The organism is Ruegeria sp. BH6 (assembly GCF_056538105.1).
The window spans coordinates 119,573-137,639 of sequence record NZ_JBQFSR010000008.1; the positions used below are offsets into that span (position 1 = coordinate 119,573).

The window sequence follows — 18,067 nt, forward strand, 5'->3', positions numbered from 1 at the left end:
AGGTCAGTCCCCGTCCAGTGAATTGAACCCGGCGCTGATGCCTAGAGTCGGACCCAGCTCGGCCGAGGCAATCGCACGGATATCGTTGATGGCTTGCTGCAACGCCTCGACCCTAAGGCGGCCCTGCGGAGTGGCGACCCCGGCCAGCACCGGGTCGTCCAGCGATTGCGCGCGGATGATGGCCTTGTCAAAGGCGCTGTCCAGATCGGCGGCAATCTTGGGGTGGTCCGTTGACAGGTGCGCGGCCAGATCGCGCAGGGCGATCAGGGACAGTTCCACATGACGAAGCGCGCGTTCCGAACGGCGTGCCTCGGCCCGGTTGGGGCGCGGGCGGTCGAAGGTGCCCATCGGACGACCAAGGCGGGTGTCGCCAGTGAATTCAAGTCCGGTCACCAATGCCTTGTAAAGCTCTTGCATGGCCTCATCGTCGGACCGATAGGGGCTGTCGTCGCCCGGTTGGGTTAGGGCAGTTGCATAGCCGCCCCAATCTGCGTGTATCGCGCGGGCATTGCTGTCGATATCGGTGGTGATGGCCTGTATCAACGCGCAGCGATATGTGGCGTTGCCCTGATCGGCAAAATTGGGCTCATAAAGCATCTGCTCTAACGCAAAAAAGCCACGTCCGGCGACGGATGTCTCGGCAAAACCTTCGGGGCTTTCCACAGCCGTATCCTCGGTCGCGATCAGGCTGGACAGGGCTTTGGGGGTGAACCCTTTGGTGTCGGGCCAGAAGGCCAGCGCAAAGGCGCGGTCGTTCACCTCGGACGGGCCAAAGCGCAGATGGCTGACCGAGATCCAGTCGTCAAAGGCCGCGTGATAGGCGCCCCACAATTCGGGCGAGGTTTGGGTGCAATCGGTTTGTGCTGTTTGGGCCAACACCCCGGTCGTTTCAGCCAGTGCGGCAAAGCCGGGAAGGATGTGCCCTTCGACCGCATCAGACAAGATTGGCTCACGGTCCTGCGCCAGCGCAGTTAGGGGCAGCGTCAATGCGACAGCAGCAACAAGGATACGCATGTGTCAGAGGCTTTCCAGAAAATGGATCAGGGCATCGCGGTCGGGTTTGGGCATGGCCACGACCGTATCGCGGGCTGCCTGTGCCTCACCCCCATGCCAGAGGATGGCTTCCAGCAAGGATTGCGCGCGACCATCATGCAGGAACTGGGTGTGGCCCGAAACCTGTTCAGTCAGCCCAACGCCCCAAAGCGGTGGCGTGCGCCATTCGCGCCCTGTGGCGCGACCCTCGGGGCGGTTATCAGCCAGCTCTTCGCCCATATCGTGCAGCAACAGGTCGGAGTAAGGCCAGATCAGCTGAAAACTCTGTTCGGGCCGGTCTGACATGCGATGAGTGACAAAGGCAGGCGTGTGGCAGGACGCGCAGCCAGTGTCGTAAAACACCTGCTTACCGTGCAGCACCTGAGGGTCGTCCATGTCCCGTCGCGCGGGAACGCCCAGGTTGCGGCTGTAAAAGGCAACAAGGTCCATTCCGATCTGGTCGATCTCGAACTCGCGCACGTCACCGTCCCCGTGCGGGGCGGTCGCACAACCAATCTGAGCATCGGTGCAATCGCCGTGGCTGGCGGGGTAAAGTGGGCTTGATATGCCGATATCACCGGCAAAGGCCGCCGCCGATTGTTCCATGATCGTGGGCATCCCGGCCTTGTGCCCGAACCGACCCATCATCGGGGCGCCATATTCCATCGCCCAGACGATATTGGGACGCCCGGAAATCCCATCCCCATCGGCATCGTCGGGATCAGCGTTGGCCAGCAGATCCGCGACCGGTATCGCTTCGAGCAATCCAAGGCCGATCATTTGCGGCGCCACACGTGGACTGAGCATCGCTTCTGGATGCAGCGGCCCGTATCCAAGGTCAGCCGCCGCGTAGGCCGGTTTGCGTAAAGTGACGGTTTCGCCATCTGACAAAGTGACCGGGACGTCTTCGTAAGTGATATCCAGGCGATATTCAGCCGGATGACCGGGCAGCGCCAAATCCTGCATCTGGCTGCCGTAATTTGGTTCGGGCTGGGTGGCGATGTAATCCTCGATCTCGTCATATCCGCCGCCACCGGGGATCGAGACCCGCAGGAACATCGAAATTACATTGTCATCCGGACCGTTGGGCGTGTGCCCGCGCCCGTCCTTGATATGGCAGCGCTGGCACGACCGGGCGTTGTACAGCGGCCCCAGCCCATCCGAGGCCAGAGTTGAGGCCGGAGAAGACACCCAGATTTTCTTGAACAGTCCGTTTCCAACCTTAAAGTCCAGCTCTTGCTCAAAGCTCAGGTTGCCTGAGGGCTGCGAAAATGCGTCAGCATCGGCACGGGCGCGAACGGTGGCGGCACCGGCGGGCAAGTCCTCGAACCTTTGGGGCGTGCTGAAATCGGTGGGCGCAGCGGTGACACGGGCGATGCGCGCACGCTCATCCTCGGTTCTGGGTTCGAAATTCAGGTGATAGTCCCGCAGCTCGGCGGCTGGGGTTTGGGTGGCCGCAAGGGCGACCACCGACAGGATGAAAAGGCTACTCGCCCTCGTCCATTTTCGATGCGTTGAGTTGCGCATAATTGGCGTCGCCAATCCTTTCGTACAGGTCGAGCTGCGTTTCCAAAAAGTCGATATGACTTTCTTCATCGCGGATCAATTCTTCGAACAGCGACATAGAGGCATAGTCTTGTGCTTCTCTACAGTAATCCCGCGCTTCTACGTACAACGCGCGCGCGTCCTGCTCGGCTGCCAGGTCGCATTCCAGTGTTTCCTTGGGGTTCTGACCAATTCTCAGCGGGTCCAGTTTCTGCAGGTTGGGATGGCCTTCCAGAAAGATGATCCGTTCGATTAGCTTGTCGGCATGCCCCATCTCTTCGATGGATTCTTCACGGCTTTTCTTGGCCATGTGGCCAAGGCCCCAATCTTCCTGCAGGCGGTAATGGAGCCAGTACTGGCTGACGGCTGTCAGCTCATGCCGCAGAGATTTGTTGAGGTATTCTATTACCTTGGGGTTGCCCTTCATCTGCTTTCTCCTGAGTTGCTCTGGTGCGTAGGGCACGGAGCTGCATGGGGACTTCCAGATTATCGTTCGATCGCATTGTGTCCAGAAAAAGCGGCATGCAGCCGCCACAATCCGCCGATTTTCCAAGGGCGTGGTAGACCTTGCCGGGGGTGATGATCGTGTGTGCATCTGCTGTCCGCATCCAATCGATCGCGGCGCGGATATCATGGTCAGTTATATTTGTGCAGTGACATACGATCATAGCGAATCTGTGCTCGATAGATTTCTTACTTAATTAGTAAGTTATTTGTTTCGGGTCCAGCTGAAAGTCACAATTTTGCGTGACAGGAAAGCCGGGGGCGTGAATTTGCGCACGCCCCGATCCGGGGTTTGCTTAGTGGAAAACCGCGTCAGGGTTATCCAGGCTGTCGGAGCCTTCGAACTCGATCTGATCCAGTTCCAGAGCGGTCACGATACGCTCGATCGTTTTGGTCTGATCGACCAGACCGTTGACGCCGCCCATGATCAGTTGCTCGCCGCCCTCATTGCCGCGTTCCAGCATCTGGTCATAGGCGAAACCGGCCTCGGCGGTCGACTTCAGGCGGCCCAGGGCCTGCATGGTGTTGGCCAACTTGACCTTCATCTCGGCGTCCAGCGACGGATCGAACGAGATCACCAAGTCCGATAGCGAAGCGCCCGAAACCGGGGTGCCGTCGATGCGGGTATAGCTGCCCAGATACACGTTCTGAATGCCCAAGCCGTCGTAATAGTGGCTGTTGTGGGTGTTGTCCGAGAAGCAATCATGCTCTTCCTCGGGGTCGTTCAGCATCAAGCCAAGGCGCATACGTTCACCTGCTTGCTCGCCATAGGACAGCGAGCCCATGCCGGTTAGGATCGCGCTGACGCCAGCGGTTTCATTCGCGTTCAGTGCAGCGCGCGCCTCACCACCTTCGGCCCATTGTGCGGCCATCCATTCCAGGTCGCTGACCAGCAGGGCGGTCGCGGCGCTCAGATACTGGGCGCGGCGATCACAGTTGCCGCCGGTGCAGGCGTTACCTTGAACATAATCGGTATACGGGCGATTGCCCGCGCCCGCGCCGTGACCGTTCAGGTCCTGACCCCAAAGCAGGAATTCGATGGCGTGGTAACCGGTGGCGACGTTTGCCTCGATCCCGTCAGCCTCGTGCAGGGTTTCGCCCAGCAGATTGGGGGTGATTTCGCTGGCGTCGATGGCCTCGCCCGACAACTCAAAGCTTGGATTGGCGATCACATTCAGCGCGGCAAACTCGTTTTCATCAGTGGGTCCGCTATAGGAGGCATCGACATAATCAATCAGGCCTTCGTCCAGCGGCCAGGCGTTCACTTTGCCTTCCCAGTCATCAACGATAGCGTTTCCAAAACGGTAAACCTCGGTCTGTTGATAGGGCACACGGGCGGCGACCCAGGCGGCGCGGGCCGCGTTCAGGGTGGCATCGGATGGGTCGGCCATCAGCGCGTTTACGGCCTCTTGCAGCACTTTGGCAGCGATCAAGCTATCGTCATATTTGGCTTCGGCGATGTTTGCGTAGGTATTCAGAACTTCGGCTTTCGAGGGTGCGTCAGCTGCAAAAGCTGCGGAGGCAGCACCAATTGTAAGGATGCTGGTGGCGGTGAAAAATCGGGTCATGGGGGTGACACTTTCCAGTCAGAAAAAGGTTTTCATACGCCGGTTATGTGGCGCGTATGATGTATTAACTGAGTGAATTAGTCACCTATGTCAACCTGAGTTTTATAGTCGGATAATATTGGTCACCCCGATACTCCCCAATATTGGTGGGGCGCGATGCGTGGGGCCAAGATTGCACGGGAATTGAAACATATTAGAATAATCCGGGTGATTCTTTGTTTAGTGGTGCCTGTTTATGAAAAGCGCAGCTTTCGCCCTGATCCTGATCTCTGCGGTTTTTGTGTCGCAGGCTCATACCGCTGTCGCGCAGGATCATGCCGCGGGTGACCTGGACATTGTGGTTTCCGGGGCCGAGTTCACCTTGTCACTGGCAGTCCCCGCCGCCGGCATTCTTGGCACCGAGAAGCCGGCACAAAACGATGAAGGGCGGGACTCTATTGCCGTCGCCATTTCCGACCTGTCCAAACCTCTGGAGTTGTTTGTTGTGCCCGAAGAGGCCGAGTGTTTTGCCGCGATGGCCAATGTCACACTTTCGGCCATAGGTTTGGGGCAAGACACAGACACCACGCGGACGGATGGTGATGACACAAACGAATTTCAGGCTGAATACCTGATAAGATGCAAGAATATCGACGTGATTGAGGCCATCCACTTTGCATATTTCGAACGATTCCCGACGGCTGAAAATCTGGCCGTGCGGGTTGATCAAGCTGGTAAAAGCCGCACGCAAAATGTCACGCGCGGCGCACCTGATCTGACGTTCAAGTAAGGTGGGTTATGTCAAAACGCCCTGACATAACCTAATCTTCGAACTGCAGGGATAGCTCCTTTTGTGTTGCGACGCTTTGACAACACAGGATCAACCCCTTCTCGACGTCACGATCCTCCAGAGCCATCCGGTTGCGCATATGAACGGCGCCGTCCTCAAGCTGGGCGACGCAGGCACCACACACACCGGATTGGCAGCTGAACGGTGGGTTCAGACCGGCTGCAATCGCCGCGTCAAGGAGGGTTTGCCCAGCAGCAACAGGCACCTCCGAGACCTTGCCGTCAAGCCTGATCCGGGCGGTTGCGGCCATGCCGGGTTCGCTCAGGTCGTCTTGGGCGTCTCCGCCGAAGCTTTCCATGTGGATGCGATCGTCTGGCACATCCAGATTCCGCAGCGCCGCCCGGATATCCGTATTCATACTGCCGGGGCCGCAGATCCAATAGTGAGTGTCTTGCGCCACCGGAGGCGTTTCAGTGATTGCCGCCTGAATGACATCTGCGTCCAACCGCCCTGTGCGCCACGGTGAAAACCAGCTGAGCATGGAGGGGTGCGACAGGACATGGCGTAGGGTGAACTGGTTCGGATGTTGTTCCAGCAACTGCTCAAGCTCATCCTGGAAAATGATGCTGTTCGCATTGGCATTGCCAAAGACCAGATGGGCCGAAGAATGGGGTTCATCGGTCAGAACGGAATTGATCATCGCGTAAAGCGGCGTGATACCGCTGCCGGCTCCAAAGAAATAGTGGGTGCGGCGTTTCAGGGCTCCGGGCTGTAAGGTGAAATGCCCGAATGGGGGCATGACCTCGACCGTGCCACCGGGCGACAGGGTGTCGCCTATGTGGTTGGAAACGATCCCATCCTTTACGCGCTTGACCGTGATACGCAGCGCCGATCCCGGCGGGTTCGAGATGGTATAGCTGCGCCTTTGCTCCGCACCGGCAATCTGAAACCTGAGCGTCAGATGTTGCCCGGCCGTCCATTGAAACAGATCGGTCAGATCGGGCGGGACGTCGAAAGTTACACTGGTGGCCGCGCCGCCGATCTCTCGGCGAGTGTCGGACACGGTCAGGGTATGAAAGTCACGTTGCATAACAAGGTCCCGTCATCGGTAATCATAGGTCGTGGTCAAGGACTGGATCACCGTCCCGCCAAGATAAGGCGCAAAGACAAAGTTGTCTGTCTGACGCATTCTGCCGCTGTATCCCTGCCAATCATAATCGACATCGGTCACGGCTGTGACGTGCGACACGCCATCCTCGGTGTGCGATGAAATCACGGGCGCTGATCGGGCTGTTTCTGAGTAACCTTCCAACGCCTTCGCGATCTCGGGGTCTTCCGCGTCGGTGTCATCCCCGACACGGTACGAGAACACGTCGTCCGGCTGCCCCATCCCGTATTTGAGGATGATCTGATGCGTGGCATCGGGGTGCCAGTCGCTCCAGGTGGCAAGCAGGCTTTGTTCATCCTGCGCTTGTAGGATACGCGTGGCAATGTCTTCCGGTGCGTCAGCTTGCGCCGTCAGCACCAGAGCCGATGCAAGCGCAACTCCGATCAGGGTGGCTTGGATTGGTTTCATGATCAATCTCCGGGGCATTCAGCTGTCTTGCATGAAATCCAGCACCGCTTTCTGGTGCTGCGTGATCGGGCTTTCGCCAATCCCAGCGGGGCCGATTTCCAGATACGGACTTTTCAGCGATTTCTGTTGCTGTTCGCAAGCATAGATATCTTCGGTCGTGAAATCGCCCGATGCCATCGGATCATCTGCGCCTGCTGCATCGTCGCCTTGATATTTCGGGCCGCCAAAATCCCTCCAAAAGCCCGCGCTTTTCCACTGTTGCTTCTGGAACTCCCAGTTCGAAGCGTTGGCAACCTTTGTGCGGTTCTCGATCCGTGTCAGATCGGGGGCCAACGGTGTGATGATGAACAGATTCCAGCTTTCTTCGCTGGCCCCGATACCAATGCCGGGAAACAGCATCGGAACCCACGCACCGGTATGAGGTTCAGCGATCACACGCGGCATCGGAAGTTTGGCTTCGTGGTCCTTCGCGTAGGCCTCGGACGGGGGTTCCCAAAAGTGGTAATGCGGCCCCTTCCATCCGTATTCCGCCTTGGCATGGTCATACATATGCAGCGTATTCGAATGCAGATGGCTCAAGTGGTAGACGTCGATGTAATTCTCGACAACGATCTTCCAATTGGCCTTGATTTCATAGGTGTTGCGCCCGTCGGTATACTCGACCAGTTCCTCGGGCTTGTGCGGGCCCAACAGGGGATCGACCTCTCCGAACCATTCGGCAAGGGTGGGGGCGTCAGGGTCCGGATGCACGAACAGCATCCCGCGCCAGACATCCACGCTGGCCGGTTTGAGGCCAAGGCAGGATTTGTCGACGCCGCCGGGAAATTCAGAGGCCTCATCCGGGACCGAGATCAAGTTGCCCTCAAGATCATAGGTCCAGTCGTGATAAGGGCAGGTCAGCGCTTTTTGTGTCTTGCCGACCGCGCGGATCAACTGGGTACCCCGATGCCGGCAGATGTTGTGAAAGGCGCGCAGCCGGTGATCGCGCCCCATGACGATGAACAGATTGTTCAGCCCGGCCTGAACCGACAGGTAATGGCCCGGTCCTTCGATATCTTCGACCAGCCCGGCAAAACGCCAAGTGCGCGAGAAGATCTGGCGCTGTTCGCGGTCGAACCAGTCCTGCGAGGTGTAAGCTTCAACCGGTAGATGGTGATACATTTTGGTCATCAGAGTACCTCAGGCAAGAAGATGGGCATATTGGGGAAACAGGCTGGCGGCGATCATCATCAGACCCAGCACAGCCCAGAGGCAGACGATGGCCCAGTACAGAACCGGGTCATCGTCGCGGTTAATTTCGAACACCAGAAAGGCTTGTCCGTTCATGATGGTTGGGACGATCCACCAGACAAAGAGCAGCCCCCAAACCCAGTAGAGACCAAGCACAGTGGCCACCAGCAGGATGGGCAGGGCAATGTAGTTCACCGTTCGCGTCGGGGTCATACTTTAGCCTCCAGTGTCGATGCCAGTAGAGAGGCGGCCAGTTTCAATTCGGCGCGCCATGCTTCGGGCGGGTCCAGCGGGGTCAGGGCGTCCATACTGACAAAGATTGCCGAAATGCCCTGTGTTGCTGCGCGTATGCTTGCGTCTGGTGCCATTGGTGCCGCGCGCCGCAGGATTGCTTCGACCACGTCGAAGAAATCTGTGAGGCTGTCCATCAGACCTTGGCGCAGATCGGGGCGATCGGGCACTGTGGTGACCAGTGCCTGATAGGCCAGCATCAGCCGTGGATCGGTTCCGCTATCTTCGGAAAACAAGGTGTCCACCAGGTCCGAAGGTGTCGCCGTGTCTGGCAAAGCCTGACGCAAACCGTCCAATGACGCGGTAAATCCGGCAATCACGTATTCGGCCAGCGCGGTTATCATTTCGTCCTTGTTTCCAAGGTAATGGCGTAAGAGCGGTCGCTTGACGCCGGCTTCATCGGCGATCCGCGCCTGGGTCGCGCCTTCCAGCCCGAACCGCGCCACGCAGGTTAGATAGGCGTCGAGTATTTCGTGCGATCTTTGGTCTTTTAGAGAAGGTCTGGGCATCAGGATCTCGTTTATTGTCACGAATGACAAATAATCGAGAAATATACTTTGTCAACCATGACAATTTATTTTTCGAACTGAGAGCGGTGAAAACCCGATCTCGGTTAGTAATGATGGAAAGCGGAAAGGATCGTTAGTTGCGCCGGGCCGCACCGGGCTGCACCGGCAGTTCGGTGAAATGCTTGGCCGTTAACCGGTCACGGAACGGCCAAACACAGGTCAGTTATCATTTACGCGGGATCGAACGCAAAGTTGGTTTCGGAGGTTTGGCCGGTCACAGACTTGCTGGGCGTACCTGATACATAGACCTCTTCAACAGCGCGATCGTCTCCCATCATCTGCAGGACGAACAATTCTTCTGCAAGACTGCCAACGCGATCCATTCGCAGGGCCATGGCGGGGGTGCTGCGGGCGTTCAGAACAACGACATCCGCCTCGGTTCCGGGGTCGAGGTTTCCGATTTTGTCTTCCAGACCCAGAACGCAGGCATTACCGCGCGTAGCCCAGTGGAAGGCCTGCAGGGGATGCAGAGCCAGCCCTTGCAATTGCAGAATCTTGTACCCTTCGTTCAAGGTTTGCAGCATCGAGTAGCTGGTGCCAGCACCGACATCCGTTGCGATCCCGTTCGAGATACCGCGCGCGCTCAGCCCGCCATGATCAAAGAGGCCGCTGCCCAGGAACAGGTTCGAGGTCGGGCAAAACACGGGATGTGCACCGGTTTCTGCAAGCGCGTCGATCTCGCGTGCCTCCAGATGGATCGAGTGCCCCAACAGAGTCTTTTGCCCCAGCAGACCAAAGGATTGGTAGACATCCAGATAATCCCGCGCCTGCGGATAAAGCTGCTTGGTAAAGGCAATCTCATCTTTGTTTTCCGACAGATGCGTCTGGACGTGACAATCCGGATGCTCCTGCGCCAAGGCCTGCGCCATGGCCATCTGTTCCGGCGTCGATGTGATCGCGAACCGAGGTGTGATGACATAGCCGTTGCGGCCCTTGCCATGCCAGTCGGTGATCAAGGCTTTGGTGTCATCGTACCCGGTTTGCGGCGTGTCCTGCAGACCTTCTGGCGCATTGCGGTCCATCAGGACCTTACCACCAAGCATGCGCATGTTTCGTCTGGTTGCTTCTGTAAAGAACGCATCCGCCGAGGTCTTGTGGACCGAGCAATAGGCCACGGCGGTCGTGGTGCCGTGGGTGATGAGCTGATCGTAGAATGCCCGCGCCATGTTCGCGCTGTGTGCATCCGAAGCAAAACGGGTTTCTTCCGGGAAGGTGTAATTGTTGAGCCAGTCCAAAAGCTGTGCGCCCCATGAGGCGATCACCTGCACTTGGGGGAAGTGAATATGCGTGTCGATAAACCCGGCCATCATAAGGTGTGGGCGATGGTCTGTCACAGGCACATCCCCGGCTTTGGCGCTGATCTCGGCGAAGGGTCCGGTGTCCTGAATGATGCCGTCCTGGATCAGCAGGGCACCGTCCTCAAGATAGGTATACGCGCCGGAATCTTCGCCGCTTAGGGGTTCGCGATGAAAGGTCAGCAGACGACCGCGAAGCAATCTCTGTGTCATGAAAGGTCTCGTTTGTAGGATAGGGAAAGAGTAGGGGGCAGCCCTGCGACTGCCCCGCTATGGATTAGGCCTGTTGTGCAGGTGAGTCGTCGTCGATCAGATCAGGCTCATCCGGTACGATCACACGATGCTCAAGATCCTCTTTGGGTGCGAACATCGGATAGACGTAGAGGAACGCGCCGATGATCAAGTAACCAATGGTGATCCCGTCGAACTGAGGCACCTGCAACGTGTAGGAATGGATGATCCCGACAGAGGACATCAGCCCACCAGCGACAGCAAACGCGCCCGCCATCCGGAACCGACCGTCGATTACGTCGGCCACAATGGCACCCCAGACCAGACCCGTGATGATCGCACCTTGGCTCAGGGCAAGGTGTCCTTCGTAATGGGCACCTTCCATCAGTAGTGCTGCGGTCAGGCCTTCGTCACCCAGCGAGGGCAGTCCCTCGACACCGGTGCTGCGCAGAGCGTTCATCAGAGACCCCCACTTGACCATCAGGAAGGCCGAGATGTGAGGCAGGATCGCAAAGGATACGGCAGCCATGTGCATCGGCTTTACAGCCCAGGCCGTGTTGGTGATCAGGCTGACCGAAACAAAAACCAGGACCGGAGCCGCGGCCGCAATCGGGATCAGGCCCGCAAGGAAGGACAAGAAGCCCAGGAAAGCGGCGGCAGCGATCACAACAGCCACACCAACGATGTAACCGGCATGTGCATCAAGCCGCTTGTAGGCAGGGTGCCCGATGTAAACGGTTGTCGGGAAGGGCGAACCAAAAAGCGCACCCAACATTGTGCCTGCGCCGTCCGTTACTTGGCACAGTCCAACCGGGTAGTGGTCGCCTGCAGCCTCGGCCGATTCCACGTTGTTCATGGTTTCGATGAAGTTGTAGATTTGTACCGGGATCAGCACCAGGAACAGCTCGGGGTTGGCGAACAGGTATTGCACACCGGCGATGAGGTCACCGAAATAGGGGACCGGCGGGTAAAAGCCGATGCCGCTGACGTCGATTTTGGATTCACCAAGGATGATAGCAATCACCGTACCGGCAGCAATTGCGACCAAACCGGCCGGAACATTGCCCGGAAGGCGAAAACGCCCGATCAGACCCCACAGGATAAACAGCAGCGACGTGAAGCCGATGATGGGGTTTTCGAACACCTCGGCCAACGGAACGGAACCGATAAAGACCAGCGCAATACCGCACAGCGTGCCCAGCATCCCGGCGCGCGGCGTGATCCGCTTCAGATAAGGCCCGACAATGGCACCCAAGGCCGCAACGATGCCGCCCATGAACCCGGCGCCGATGCCCACTTGCCATGCCAGCATGGGATCATTGGTTGCCCAGTAGATGGGTCCGATCACACCGAACAAGTAGACGAACATAACCGGCGTCGAGATGCCGTAGGGCAAGGCGGTGACGTCTTCACCCCGTTTGTTTGCGGCCCATTTGGCGAGGTACGTATAAACGGCAACACCGGCTAAAATCGCGACGGCGGCACCGGGAACAATGCGGCCAAACACGATTTCGGCGGGCATCTGAAACACGAACTGGCAGACCCCGGAAAGGATCAGCAGATTCACGAGGTTGTCAGTAAACAGCGCCCAGAAAGCGCTGAAGTCGCTGCGGGTAAACAGCTTGTATTCGTAGGTCCTCCCGTCCATGACGGTCTCCTCCTCTGATGTGACCGGAATGACCCGACAGATGTCAGGCCGATCTCCCTTTCCGGTCGTGATGGTGGCCCCGCAGGGGCGCCTGGTTTGCCCCGGTCGGGGCGGTCGCGGCAGTTTCAGAGGTCAATTCAGCCATCACCTCGGCCACCACGAAGGTGGCGATGACGCTGGGCCGCTTGTCGCGGCTACCGCTTGCCCCGATAGGGCATTTCAAGTGTTCGATAGACTGTCCGTCACAGTGTTTGTGCGCCCAGTTCCTGAGCTTTACCCGCTTGGTGGCGGACCCGATCATCCCCACATAAGCGGCGTCCTGACGTTCCAGTGCGGCGGATGTCAGCAGGAAATCCAATCCATGATCGTGTGTCAGAACGATAAAGGCGCTGCCCGCAGGCGCACCCCAGATATCCGTCTCGGGGATCGCGCTGACGCGGGTTTCGACATTGGCTGTGCAAAGCTCGACCTCTTCGGGTCGGGTGTCGACGAGGATGCAGCGCACCGGCAGATGCTGAAACTGATTGGCCAAAGCGCGCCCCACGTGACCTGCGCCCATGACATAGACGTGTGGCAAAGCCTCGTCGCGCTGGGTCGCGCGTTCTGCGGCGGCCCATTTGTCGGACGCACGCATGCGGGTCAGTTTCATCTCGACCCGCCCACCGCAGCACTGGCCGATTTCCGGGCCAAGCGGCACATCCAGATCCTGATGCAACACCCCGTCGCGCAGCATGTCGCGGGCGGCGTTGATGGCCATGAACTCCAATTGGCCACCACCGATGGTTCCCCACAGCGCCCCGGGTGCCACGAACATCTCGGTCCCTTCGTTGCGCGGCGACGACCCGCGCACGCGTGTCAGCGCAATGCAGATCACGCTGTGCTGCGTGGACAGGAATTCGCTAAGGGAACCGGGGGCAGTCATGGCTCAGGGCCCCGCTTGCAGCCGCGCAACTGCCATCAGCACACGTTCGGGGGTGGCTGGCGCGTCAAGGCGCGGGCATTCGCGGTAATCAGCAACAGAGGCCACGGCCATCGACAGCGCCTCGAACACCGAAATGCCCAGCATGAACGGCGGCTCGCCAACAGCCTTGGAGCGTTTGATGGTCAGCTCGCGGTTTTCCGACCAGTCGGCGAGGTTCACATTGAAGATGCGCGGACGGTCGGACGCGAGCGGAATTTTGTAGGTCGACGGCGCATGGGTGCGCAGACGGCCCGCGTCGTCCCACCAAAGCTCTTCGGTGGTCAGCCACCCCATGCCCTGAATAAACGCGCCTTCGACCTGGCCCTTGTCCAGCACAGGGTTCAACGAGCGTCCAACGTCGTGCAAAAGATCAGTACGCTCTACCCGGTACTCACCAGTCAGGGTGTCAATTGTCACTTCCGAACAGGACGCGCCATAGGAGTAATAGTAGAACGGGCGGCCTTGTCCTTTGGCCCGATCCCAGTGGATTTTCGGCGTCTTGTAGAACCCGGCCGCCGAAAGTTGCACACGTGCCAGATAGGCCTTTTTGATGAACGTGTCGAAAGGCAGAACTTCGTCGCCGATATGCACCTGATTGGCGTGAAAGGCCACGTTCTCGGGTGTAACATCCCAGTTCTCAGCGGCGAATTTCACCAGACGCGCTTTGATCTGCTCGACCGCGTTCAACGCAGCCATGCCGTTCAGATCAGTCCCGCTCGAGGCAGCCGTGGCTGAGGTGTTGGGAACCTTCTCGGTGGTCGTTTTGGTGATCTTGATCCGGCTGAAATCGACCTGAAAGGCTTCGGCCACGACCTGCGCGACCTTGGTGTTCAGGCCTTGCCCCATTTCGGTGCCACCGTGGTTTAGGTGGATCGAACCGTCATTGTAGACATGCACCAGTGCGCCAGCCTGATTGTACCAAGTCGCTGTAAAGGAAATGCCGAATTTGACTGGTGTCAGCGCGATGCCTTTTTTCAGGATCGGCGACGTCTTGTTGAATTCGATGATCTCCTGACGGCGCTTGCGATAATCCGATGTCTCTTCCAGCTCTCCGATTAACCGGTCGAGAATGCTGTCTTCGACCTCTTGGTGGTAGGGGGTGATGTTGCGGTCCGTGGTGCCGTAGAAATTAACCTTGCGCACATCCAGCGGGTCCTGCCCGGTGGCATAGGCAATCTCTTCGATCATCCGCTCTGCCGCGATCACGCCTTGGGGGCCGCCAAACCCACGGAATGCGGTATTCGAAACCGTGTTGGTTTTCATCGGATGGCTGTTCAGGCGCACGTTCGGATAGAAATAGGCGTTGTCCGCGTGGAATAGCGCCCGGTCGGTCACGGGCCCCGAAAGGTCTGCTGAAAACCCGCAGCGCGCGGCAAAGCTGCCTTCGACAGCCTGAATGCGGCCATCATCGTCAAAGGCGACGTCATAATCGATCACAAAGTCATGGCGTTTGCCGGTCGCCGTCATGTCCTGATCCCGGTCGGGGCGGATTTTCACGGCGCGGTTCCACTTTTTGGCAGCCATGGCAGCAACCGCGCAGAACAGGTTCATCTGGCTTTCCTTGCCGCCAAAGCCACCGCCCATACGGCGCACGTTGACCACAACGGCGTTGGACGGCACGCCCAGGACATGCGCCACCATATGTTGCGCCTCGGACGGGTGTTGGGTTGAGCAATGCACGACCACATCGTCGTCTTCGCCCGGAATGGCAAAGGCGATGTGACCCTCGAGGTACATGTGATCCTGGCCGCCAACGCTCATGCGGCCCTTGATCCGGTTGGGGGCGGCAGCCTGCGCCGGGGCGACATCTCCGCGCTCCAGCTTGAGCGGTGCCGTGACATGCGGGTAACCGGCCTCCTGCGCGGCAATCGGGTCCAGCGCATGGGGCAGAGTTTCGTAGTTGATTTTTGCCAGTTCTGCGGCCCGGCGCGCGATGTCGCGGGTTTCGGCAACAACGGCAAACAAAGGCTGCCCATGAAACTGAATGGCATCGGTCGGGAAAACCGGTTCATCGTTCAGATGTGTCGGGCTGATATCATTGGCGCCCGGCACATCATCCGCGGTCAACACTCCGACAACGCCGGGCGTGGCCAGAACGTCGGTGAAGTCGATGCCCAATAGCTTGGCGTGCGCTACGTCCGAGACGCCGAGATACGCGTGCAGCGTGCCTTCGGGCTGGGCAATGTCGTCGGTGTAATCGGCTCGTCCGGTGACGTGCTTGATCGCGCTGTCATGTTTGACATTGGTGTGGGCCGCCCCGGTGATGGAAACGTTATCCTTCATTTTTTGTCTCCTTATCAGGCGCAAGCCAGTTGAACGGGGGCGTCGGTTTGGGCGTCGTTTTCAAGGTAGAAGCGACGCAGCAGGTTTTGGGCGGATAGCATTCTGTAGTCAGACGATGCGCGCCAATCGGTGAGAGGGCTGAAATCTTCAGCCAACGCCTCGGCGGCGGTCTCAAAGCTTTCCCGCGACCAGGATTGACCGTTCAGCGCCGCCTCGGCAGCAGCGGCTCGCTTGGGCGTGGCAGCCATACCGCCGAATGCGATGCGCGCATTGCTGATGGTGCCGTCCTTGACCGTCATGTGAATGCCAGCAGCGACCGAGGAGATGTCCTCGTCACGACGTTTGGAAATTTTGTAGGCCGCATTCAGATCATCGGGTCCGGGCAGGGGCACATGGATGCTTGCGACGAACTCATCGGGTTGGCGGTCTTGCTTTCCGTAGTCGATGAAGAATTCAGCGAGAGGCAGCGTCCGGCTTTCGGAACCGCGCCGCAGCGTGATTTCCGCTCCAAGCGCGATAAGAACCGGCGGCGTATCCCCGATGGGCGAGCCATTGGCGATATTTCCGCCGACGGTTCCCATATTCCGCACCTGCCACCCTGCGATGCGATCCCAGTAGGAGGACAGGTGTGGCAGGTGTTCAGACAGAAGTTCCTGGCAATCGGTGTAGCTGGCGCCAGCACCGATCAGGAGGAGGGAACCCTGTCTTTCGACTGTTTTCAGGTCTTCGAGATGACCGGTGAAGATGGCAGGCCCGATGTTACGCAGGAATTTGGTGACCCAAAGACCCACATCCGTGGCACCGGCCACGATCGTGGCCTTGGGATAGTTCTGCAGGCAATCGGCAAGGTCATCAACGCTGGAGGGGATAATGCTCAGGTTGTCTTCCGGTCCGGATACAACGCGCTGATCGTCCTTGAGCGCGGCCAGACGTGCGGTCATGGTTTCACGTTCGGTATTCAGGTGGTCCGATGCCGGGGTGCCATAGCGGCTGACGGCAACGGCGGCACGGATGATTGGCTCATACCCGGTGCAGCGACACAGGTTGCCCTGCAGCGCGGTTTCAACCTGCGCTTTGGTCGGCTCGGGCGTTTGCATCCACAGTGCATATAGCGCCATGACGAAGCCCGGCGTGCAGAACCCGCACTGGCTGCCGTGGTGATCAATCATCGCCTGTTGTACCGGGTGCAGACGACCGTCCGGGCCGGACAGGTGTTCAACCGTCACGACATGGCAGCCATCGACCGAGGCAAGAAACCGGATGCAGGCATTCACGGGAACATAGGCCAGACCTTCACCGCCAAGCCGTCCAACAAGAACGGTGCACGCGCCACAGTCGCCCTCGGCGCAGCCTTCTTTTGTGCCTGTCAGCCGACGCTCCAACCGCAGGAAATCCAGAAGCGTCTGGTCTGCGGATACGTTTGGAACGGACACATCCTTGCCATTCAGGACAAATTGGATGTCGGTGCGATGCGTCATGGTATTCTCCCTATGCCCCTGCCTTTCAGGTGGGTGATCGGGGGGACCATAGGCGCAACGATTGAGTCTTAAAATCGTCGGAAACGGCAAATACTTTCAACAGATCGTTGAAAAACAAAACGCCATGGCGCAGTCTTTCCGCAAGGAGAGGATCGAATGTCGTACATCGAAAGCCTGCGTGTTTTTGTCAGAGTGATGGAGCTGGGCAGCATTACATCCGGCGGGCGCGACCTGCGGTTAACCCCGGCGGTGGCCAGCAAACGATTGAAAGAACTTGAGAACCATTTGGGTGTGCGGCTGTTCAACAGAACCACCCGGTCGATGACCCCAACAGAAGTTGGATCGGTTTTCTACGATGAGGCCAAAGCCGTTCTGCTGGCGATCGATCACGCCGAAGCGCGCGTTGCCAGCTTTTCCGATGCCCCGCGAGGTGCCATTCGCATCACCGCGCCGCTGGGTGTCGGGCGTAGAATCGTCGCGCCTCTGGTGCCGGAATTCTCAGAACTCTACCCCGAAACAGAGATTCGCATGCGTCTTTCGGACCGCAAGGTGGACATGATGGTCGACGGTTTGGACATCGCGTTCTTTATCGGTGAGCCCGGCGATTCCACCATGAAACTGCGGAAGTTTGCGGATTGCGATCGCGTGCTGTGCGCGTCTCCGGAATATCTGTCGAACTTTGGCGTGCCCAATACGCCGGATGACCTTCTGCATACGCCCCATAACTGCCTTTTGCTGCGGTATCCCAGATCGCCCGAATACTTCTGGACCCTCAACACCGACATGGGACCGCGAAAGCTGGAAGTTCACGGTAAATACGATGCGGACGATGGGGACGTGCTGACGGACTGGGCGCTGGCGGGCAAAGGGATCGTTAACAAACCACGCTTTGACGTGCGGGAATATCTTGAGGACGGTCGACTGGTCGAGGTCCTACCGAAGACACCCCCAGTGCCGACGATTTTCGGGTGCCTTTATCCGCATAAAAAGCTTCAGGACCCCAAGGTGCGCCTTTTCGTCGAACATATCGCGCAGCACAGCAAACGCTTTTTCGCGCCGGGCTGAAAAACAAAAAACTGGGTATGAA

Annotated in this window: 17 protein-coding genes; 2 read left to right on the plus strand and 15 right to left on the minus strand. The window is 58.5% G+C overall.

The window, feature by feature from the left end; genetic code table 11:
* Window positions 1-3: 3 nt before the first annotated feature.
* The 5 genes from ACR0B8_RS16175 to ACR0B8_RS16195 all read right to left on the minus strand — a co-directional run bounded on the left by ACR0B8_RS16175 (window position 4) and on the right by ACR0B8_RS16195 (window position 4,649).
* Window positions 4-1,014, minus strand: a complete 1,011-nt coding sequence (locus ACR0B8_RS16175) for an imelysin family protein (RefSeq protein WP_480659009.1) — start codon at window positions 1,012-1,014, stop codon at window positions 4-6.
* Between the two features lie 3 nt (window positions 1,015-1,017).
* On the minus strand, window positions 1,018-2,559 hold the full coding sequence (locus ACR0B8_RS16180; protein ID WP_226689648.1) for a di-heme oxidoreductase family protein: 1,542 nt from the start codon (window positions 2,557-2,559) through the stop codon (window positions 1,018-1,020).
* Complete coding sequence (gene bfr / locus ACR0B8_RS16185; protein WP_170350874.1) at window positions 2,519-3,004, minus strand: bacterioferritin; 486 nt, start codon at window positions 3,002-3,004, stop codon at window positions 2,519-2,521. Before bfr ends, ACR0B8_RS16180 begins: the two co-directional genes overlap by 41 nt.
* The gene (locus tag ACR0B8_RS16190) at window positions 2,952-3,245 is read right to left on the minus strand and encodes a (2Fe-2S)-binding protein (protein ID WP_170350875.1); all 294 of its coding nucleotides are present in this window, start codon (window positions 3,243-3,245) and stop codon (window positions 2,952-2,954) included. The genes bfr and ACR0B8_RS16190 overlap by 53 nt, the downstream gene beginning before the upstream one ends.
* A gap of 132 nt (window positions 3,246-3,377) precedes the next feature.
* Complete coding sequence (locus ACR0B8_RS16195) at window positions 3,378-4,649, minus strand: imelysin family protein (RefSeq protein WP_170362080.1); 1,272 nt, start codon at window positions 4,647-4,649, stop codon at window positions 3,378-3,380.
* A gap of 235 nt (window positions 4,650-4,884) precedes the next feature.
* Between ACR0B8_RS16195 and ACR0B8_RS16200 the strand changes: the two genes are divergently transcribed.
* Complete coding sequence (locus ACR0B8_RS16200) at window positions 4,885-5,418, plus strand: ZrgA family zinc uptake protein (protein ID WP_170362081.1); 534 nt, start codon at window positions 4,885-4,887, stop codon at window positions 5,416-5,418.
* A 31-nt stretch (window positions 5,419-5,449) separates the two neighbouring features.
* On the opposite strand, the gene ACR0B8_RS16205 is transcribed toward ACR0B8_RS16200, so the two are convergent.
* The 10 genes from ACR0B8_RS16205 to xdhA form a co-directional block, all read right to left on the minus strand.
* Window positions 5,450-6,508: a ferredoxin--NADP reductase gene (locus tag ACR0B8_RS16205; protein WP_170362082.1), complete on the minus strand. Its 1,059-nt coding sequence runs from the start codon at window positions 6,506-6,508 to the stop codon at window positions 5,450-5,452.
* A 12-nt stretch (window positions 6,509-6,520) separates the two neighbouring features.
* Complete coding sequence (locus tag ACR0B8_RS16210; RefSeq protein ID WP_170362083.1) at window positions 6,521-6,994, minus strand: hypothetical protein; 474 nt, start codon at window positions 6,992-6,994, stop codon at window positions 6,521-6,523.
* A gap of 18 nt (window positions 6,995-7,012) precedes the next feature.
* Window positions 7,013-8,164, minus strand: coding sequence for an aromatic ring-hydroxylating oxygenase subunit alpha (locus tag ACR0B8_RS16215; RefSeq protein ID WP_170362084.1), 1,152 nt, complete (start codon window positions 8,162-8,164; stop codon window positions 7,013-7,015).
* 9 nt (window positions 8,165-8,173) lie between these two features.
* The gene (locus ACR0B8_RS16220) at window positions 8,174-8,437 is read right to left on the minus strand and encodes a hypothetical protein (RefSeq protein WP_170350881.1); all 264 of its coding nucleotides are present in this window, start codon (window positions 8,435-8,437) and stop codon (window positions 8,174-8,176) included.
* Window positions 8,434-9,024 (minus strand): TetR/AcrR family transcriptional regulator, encoded by a 591-nt coding sequence (locus ACR0B8_RS16225; RefSeq protein ID WP_226689649.1) that lies wholly within the window; start codon window positions 9,022-9,024, stop codon window positions 8,434-8,436. The genes ACR0B8_RS16220 and ACR0B8_RS16225 overlap by 4 nt, the downstream gene beginning before the upstream one ends.
* Window positions 9,025-9,254: 230 nt before the next feature.
* Entirely contained in the window at window positions 9,255-10,592 is a 1,338-nt protein-coding gene (guaD, locus tag ACR0B8_RS16230; RefSeq protein WP_226689650.1) for a guanine deaminase, read from the minus strand.
* 64 nt (window positions 10,593-10,656) lie between these two features.
* On the minus strand, window positions 10,657-12,258 hold the full coding sequence (locus tag ACR0B8_RS16235; RefSeq protein ID WP_170350884.1) for a xanthine/uracil/vitamin C permease: 1,602 nt from the start codon (window positions 12,256-12,258) through the stop codon (window positions 10,657-10,659).
* A gap of 43 nt (window positions 12,259-12,301) precedes the next feature.
* Window positions 12,302-13,180, minus strand: coding sequence for a xanthine dehydrogenase accessory protein XdhC (gene xdhC, locus ACR0B8_RS16240; protein ID WP_170362087.1), 879 nt, complete (start codon window positions 13,178-13,180; stop codon window positions 12,302-12,304).
* A 3-nt stretch (window positions 13,181-13,183) separates the two neighbouring features.
* A complete protein-coding gene (gene xdhB / locus ACR0B8_RS16245) occupies window positions 13,184-15,502 on the minus strand; it encodes a xanthine dehydrogenase molybdopterin binding subunit (protein WP_170362088.1) in 2,319 nt (772 codons plus the stop codon).
* Between the two features lie 14 nt (window positions 15,503-15,516).
* Window positions 15,517-16,980 carry a xanthine dehydrogenase small subunit gene (gene xdhA, locus ACR0B8_RS16250; protein ID WP_170362089.1) on the minus strand — a complete coding sequence of 488 codons (1,464 nt, stop codon included), beginning with the start codon at window positions 16,978-16,980 and terminating at the stop codon, window positions 15,517-15,519.
* A gap of 156 nt (window positions 16,981-17,136) precedes the next feature.
* Between xdhA and ACR0B8_RS16255 the strand changes: the two genes are divergently transcribed.
* A complete protein-coding gene (locus ACR0B8_RS16255; RefSeq protein WP_480659011.1) occupies window positions 17,137-18,045 on the plus strand; it encodes a LysR family transcriptional regulator in 909 nt (302 codons plus the stop codon).
* The last annotated feature ends 22 nt before the right edge of the window (window positions 18,046-18,067 follow it).

What these genes read in the sequence shown, in the direction of transcription:
- ACR0B8_RS16175 (WP_480659009.1), bottom strand. Translation starts at nt 1,014, where the DNA reads ATGCGTATCCTTGTTGCTGCTGTCGCATTGACGCTGCCCCTAACTGCG.
- ACR0B8_RS16180 (WP_226689648.1), bottom strand. Translation starts at nt 2,559, where the DNA reads ATGCGCAACTCAACGCATCGAAAATGGACGAGGGCGAGTAGCCTTTTC.
- bfr (WP_170350874.1), bottom strand. Translation starts at nt 3,004, where the DNA reads ATGAAGGGCAACCCCAAGGTAATAGAATACCTCAACAAATCTCTGCGG.
- ACR0B8_RS16190 (WP_170350875.1), bottom strand. Translation starts at nt 3,245, where the DNA reads ATGATCGTATGTCACTGCACAAATATAACTGACCATGATATCCGCGCC.
- ACR0B8_RS16195 (WP_170362080.1), bottom strand. Translation starts at nt 4,649, where the DNA reads ATGACCCGATTTTTCACCGCCACCAGCATCCTTACAATTGGTGCTGCC.
- ACR0B8_RS16200 (WP_170362081.1), top strand. Translation starts at nt 4,885, where the DNA reads ATGAAAAGCGCAGCTTTCGCCCTGATCCTGATCTCTGCGGTTTTTGTG.
- ACR0B8_RS16205 (WP_170362082.1), bottom strand. Translation starts at nt 6,508, where the DNA reads ATGCAACGTGACTTTCATACCCTGACCGTGTCCGACACTCGCCGAGAG.
- ACR0B8_RS16210 (WP_170362083.1), bottom strand. Translation starts at nt 6,994, where the DNA reads ATGAAACCAATCCAAGCCACCCTGATCGGAGTTGCGCTTGCATCGGCT.
- ACR0B8_RS16215 (WP_170362084.1), bottom strand. Translation starts at nt 8,164, where the DNA reads ATGACCAAAATGTATCACCATCTACCGGTTGAAGCTTACACCTCGCAG.
- ACR0B8_RS16220 (WP_170350881.1), bottom strand. Translation starts at nt 8,437, where the DNA reads ATGACCCCGACGCGAACGGTGAACTACATTGCCCTGCCCATCCTGCTG.
- ACR0B8_RS16225 (WP_226689649.1), bottom strand. Translation starts at nt 9,024, where the DNA reads ATGCCCAGACCTTCTCTAAAAGACCAAAGATCGCACGAAATACTCGAC.
- guaD (WP_226689650.1), bottom strand. Translation starts at nt 10,592, where the DNA reads ATGACACAGAGATTGCTTCGCGGTCGTCTGCTGACCTTTCATCGCGAA.
- ACR0B8_RS16235 (WP_170350884.1), bottom strand. Translation starts at nt 12,258, where the DNA reads ATGGACGGGAGGACCTACGAATACAAGCTGTTTACCCGCAGCGACTTC.
- xdhC (WP_170362087.1), bottom strand. Translation starts at nt 13,180, where the DNA reads ATGACTGCCCCCGGTTCCCTTAGCGAATTCCTGTCCACGCAGCACAGC.
- xdhB (WP_170362088.1), bottom strand. Translation starts at nt 15,502, where the DNA reads ATGAAGGATAACGTTTCCATCACCGGGGCGGCCCACACCAATGTCAAA.
- xdhA (WP_170362089.1), bottom strand. Translation starts at nt 16,980, where the DNA reads ATGACGCATCGCACCGACATCCAATTTGTCCTGAATGGCAAGGATGTG.
- ACR0B8_RS16255 (WP_480659011.1), top strand. Translation starts at nt 17,137, where the DNA reads ATGTCGTACATCGAAAGCCTGCGTGTTTTTGTCAGAGTGATGGAGCTG.